This window comes from Autumnicola edwardsiae (assembly GCF_031846505.1).
Lineage (GTDB): Bacteria > Bacteroidota > Bacteroidia > Flavobacteriales > Flavobacteriaceae > Autumnicola > Autumnicola edwardsiae.
This window is the reverse complement of the sequence record NZ_JAVRHP010000211.1, coordinates 1-2013: the sequence shown is the minus strand read 5'-3', so window position 1 is coordinate 2013 and position 2013 is coordinate 1. Positions and strand designations below refer to the sequence as shown.

Genomic DNA, 2013 nt, shown 5'->3' with positions numbered 1-2013 from the left:
ATTCGTCGTGCTACAGATGTAATGTTGGCTGGAAAAAGAGTTGTGGTTTGTGGATATGGAGATGTGGGTAAAGGAACCGCACAATCTTTTAAAGGAGCCGGATCTATTGTAACTGTTACAGAAATTGATCCTATTTGTGCTCTACAGGCCGCCATGGACGGTTTTGAGGTTAAAAAGCTCGAAAATGTACTTCCAAAGGCAGATATTGTAATTACCACTACCGGAAATAAAGATATTGTACGAGGTGAACATTTTGAAGCGATGAAGGATAAAACAATCGTTTGCAATATTGGCCATTTTGACAATGAAATTGCGGTTGCCTGGCTAAACGAGAATTATGGTGATACAAAAGATGAAATTAAGCCTCAGGTAGATAAGTACACCATCAACGGAAAGGATATTATCCTTCTTGCTGAAGGAAGATTGGTGAATTTAGGTTGTGCCACAGGGCATCCAAGCTTTGTAATGAGCAACTCTTTTACTAACCAGACTCTGGCTCAAATTGAACTTTGGAACCATTCTGATAAGTATAAAAATGAAGTTTATATGCTTCCGAAGCATTTAGATGAAAAAGTAGCTGCACTTCACTTAGAGAAAATTGGCGTAGAACTTACCGAACTTTCTAAAGAACAAGCCGATTATATTGGTGTGGAGGTAGAAGGACCGTTTAAACCGGAATACTACAGGTACTAGACGGCAGACGGTAAACGGTAGACGGTAGACGGTAGACGGTAGACGGTAGACGGTAGAAAAAATTAAAAATCCTGTTCAGAATAAAATTTTGAATGGGATTTTTTTGCGGATTAATTTTTCGATTTAGAACGACGTTCAAATCTGCTTTTCCTTACATGAAGCACCTCAAGATAATAGTCTTTCACATTTTTTATATTAGCACTGTTTAGTTATTGAACAATTCAATAACTGTGAAAAAGCATTATATGGAAGAAATTCAGGATTACCATCAAGAAAAGCTTACTATTGATCTTGTTAAGGCAAACCTCTTCGCTGTTTTCCTCATGATCCCCGTTTTTATAACCTTCGCACTTCCCTATTATTTATTGCATTTCGATGAATCTACAATGATCCATTTTAAGTATTTCGTTGATAATATTTTTTCACGCTTTGGATTTCTTGGTCTACCAATATTTATAATTTTGGTTACTGCTCTGGGTATTATAGCTCATGAACTAATACACGGAGTTGTATGGGCTAAATTTGCCAAAAACGGTTTTAAGTCTATAAAATTCGGGGTGTTATGGAAAATGCTCACCCCCTATTGCCATTGTAAAGAACCTTTGTTGATCAAGCATTATATTCTAGGAGCGATAATGCCTGCAATAATTTTAGGTGTTTTACCTGCGATTTATTCAATTATTTCAGGCAATTTTGGGCTGTTACTTTTTGGAGGTTTCTTAACAATAGCTGCTGCAGGCGATTTTATGATAATCTACTTACTACGAAAAGAAAAAAGTAATGACCTGGTCCAGGATCATCCCTCGGAAGGCGGGTGTTTTGTTTATAGAAAGGAGTAAAGGATCTTATTTTCCATCTGAACCAAATCCAAGAAATACTGAAATATTAAAAATGGAACAAAGCAAAGATTTTATAGAACGGGAAATCCAAAAACTGACTTTACTAATAACAATGTTGATCGGCAAAGTGAATGGAAATGAACCGGAAGATTTTGATGAAACACTTAAGGAAGTTAATGAGGAGTTAGAGGAACAATTTGGATTTCAGCTGGAAGAGCTTGAGGAAATGGATAATCAGAAATTATTAATGAAACTGAATTCCGGTAACGAGTTGACGATCGATGCTTTTACCAAACTACTTCATCAAATAATATTTACTAAAGATCAGATCAGAAGGGAAACTACTTTAAATGTTGAAAAATTGGCCGATAAAGCTCTGTTTCTACTCAACTACATGGATAAAACCTCCTCAACATTTTCCATGGAAAGGATGAAAATGAAGGAAGATCTTCAAAATCAGAAATAGAAAGACATAGCACCA

3 protein-coding genes are annotated in these 2013 nt (G+C 36.0%); all 3 read left to right on the top strand.

Translation table 11 applies throughout. The annotated features are described in order from the left end of the window. The coding region (locus RM529_RS17060; RefSeq protein ID WP_311485953.1) for an adenosylhomocysteinase at positions 1-693 on the top strand (693 nt) is incomplete at its 5' end. Positions 694-938: 245 nt separating this feature from the next. After that, complete coding sequence (locus RM529_RS17055) at positions 939-1532, top strand: DUF3267 domain-containing protein (RefSeq protein ID WP_311485952.1); 594 nt, start codon at positions 939-941, stop codon at positions 1530-1532. A 52-nt stretch (positions 1533-1584) separates the two neighbouring features. Further along, positions 1585-1998: a hypothetical protein gene (locus tag RM529_RS17050; protein WP_311485951.1), complete on the top strand. Its 414-nt coding sequence runs from the start codon at positions 1585-1587 to the stop codon at positions 1996-1998. Positions 1999-2013: the final 15 nt, after the last annotated feature.

Excerpts from the sequence above, each read along its gene's own strand:
- RM529_RS17055 (WP_311485952.1), top strand. The coding sequence starts at position 939 with ATGGAAGAAATTCAGGATTACCATCAAGAAAAGCTTACTATTGATCTT.
- RM529_RS17050 (WP_311485951.1), top strand. The coding sequence starts at position 1,585 with ATGGAACAAAGCAAAGATTTTATAGAACGGGAAATCCAAAAACTGACT.